This window comes from Flavobacterium sp. SOK18b, assembly GCF_014156605.1.
Classification (GTDB): domain Bacteria; phylum Bacteroidota; class Bacteroidia; order Flavobacteriales; family Flavobacteriaceae; genus Flavobacterium; species Flavobacterium tiangeerense.
In genome coordinates, this window is sequence record NZ_QKNZ01000153.1 from 1 (window position 1) to 1,854 (window position 1,854).

Below are 1,854 nucleotides of genomic sequence, written 5' to 3' on the forward strand. Positions count from 1 at the left end.
AAAAAAAGCTTACTGAGTATCATACTCAGTAAGCTTTTTTTTATTTGGGGTAAATAAGACTAGTCTTTAAGGATTGGTTTTATTATTTAAAAAATTGATTGTTGGCAATTGCTTCTTTTAAAGGTACGCTGTCTTTAATAAATATTTTTTGATCAAAAGCGGCAATATGTTTGGCATGATGCGCATCGGTACCTACATAGGTATACATTCCTTTTTGAAGTAATTGTTCGGCAACTTGAGCAATACCCGTACCGTAATAGCCTACAACGGATAATAAATTAAGCTGAAACAAACAGCCCGCTTTAATAAGTTTGTCGTATTCATTCAAATTATTGTGATAGAAAAGATATCGTTCAGGATGTGCCAAAACGGGAATGTATCCAGCAACCTGCAAATCAAATAAAATATTGTACAGTTGAATAGGGGGATTGATGTAAGACATCTCCACCAGTACGTAATTGTCTTTCAAGGTTAGTAAAGACTTCTCTTTAAAAAGTGTGACAAATTGGTCGTCCATGAGGTACTCCGCAGCAGCCTTAAAGGGAGACGTGATGCCCTTGTCATGTAATAAGGATACCGTTTCGTTTTGTTTTTTGACGATTTGTTCGTGTGTGTTATCCCAAACATGTTGAATAATATGAGGGGTTGTAATAAACTCGGTAACCCCCATATTTTGCAAGGCAGTGGTTAGAGCTAGCGTGTCTTTGAATGTTTGGGCACCATCGTCAATACCTGGAAGCAAATGCGAATGGATGTCGATGTGGTTTTGCGGAATGAGCTCTCGTAATAGAGGCTTCGATTTAAAAAATGTAAACATGCTACAAATATAAATAAAACTCAGTCTAAAAGAATCTTGTCAAAAGAGAATGAATTTATAACCTAAAGTTAAATTTAGTAGTGGAGATTGCTATAGCAGAAACGTATAGAATACATAGGCTTGGTTCAATGAACGAGAGGTTCTTTATTCAGGTTATCGTTGCTTATTTGGTGGTTTACTATTCTGTTGGGTGGGTAGTCCAAGAGTAGTTACAAACTGCAAAGGTGTCTATTGTGGCTTCCCGTTGGTGTGAGCTGCAGGAATAGTGTAGGTAGAGTGTAGAGATGCAGATTAAGTTGCCAAAGAGAAAAGGGTACCTATATATAGTATAGTTTAATCCTCCAGTTTGATTCCATAGTTTATTTCCTAGGAGCTTTTCCTGCTATCCGTTGCAATCTACCCCACGGTCCCGCTTGTTGCGGTACGGTGGGATAGGATTTTCACTACTATCAGGGCTAGGGGAGTAAGCGTTGATAGGGCTATCAGATATTTGATACTTATATATAAGGTATAGCCTATTGAATGCAATAGATGTATCGTTTAGTTTACCATGAGTAGAATGTCCGAAGCGCTATATAGCGGTTTTCTAGGGGAAGAATGTTATTAAGAACGTTAAAACATGACAAGATGTATGTTTTTGATATCGGTAATTCCTACTTTTTAAAATAAAGGAAAAGAGGGTCTGTTTTTAAATAAAACATATTCAATGACTTATGACCTATATCAAGAAAAGATTAAAAAAAGGTTTAAAAAAAGCTTGTAAAAGTGAATAAAGGTTGTAGTTTTGCACCCGCAATGACGCAGACGTTCTTTAAAATACTGGCAAGAAAAACAAAGTAAATAGAGATTTAATCTTTAAAAAAAACTTTAAAAAAAGCTTGTGAGATTTAAAAACGAAAGTTATCTTTGCACCCCGCAAAACAACGGAAGTTCCTTGAGAGATTGATAAGAGAAAGCGAAGCAAACGAGATAAAAATTATCTCAAAAAAACTTCAAATTTTTCTTGCCAGTTAAAAAAAGAATAACTACTTTTGCAC

The 1,854-nt window shown here is 35.5% G+C and carries 1 protein-coding gene; it reads right to left on the reverse strand.

Annotated elements, in window-relative coordinates; all coding sequences use genetic code 11:
- Positions 1 to 82: 82 nt before the first annotated feature.
- A complete protein-coding gene (locus tag DNC80_RS15575) occupies positions 83 to 817 on the reverse strand; it encodes a tyrosine-protein phosphatase (RefSeq protein ID WP_182652002.1) in 735 nt (244 codons plus the stop codon).
- Positions 818 to 1,854: the final 1,037 nt, after the last annotated feature.

Coding starts and splice junctions, on each gene's coding strand:
- DNC80_RS15575 (WP_182652002.1), bottom strand. CDS start 817: ATGTTTACATTTTTTAAATCGAAGCCTCTATTACGAGAGCTCATTCCG.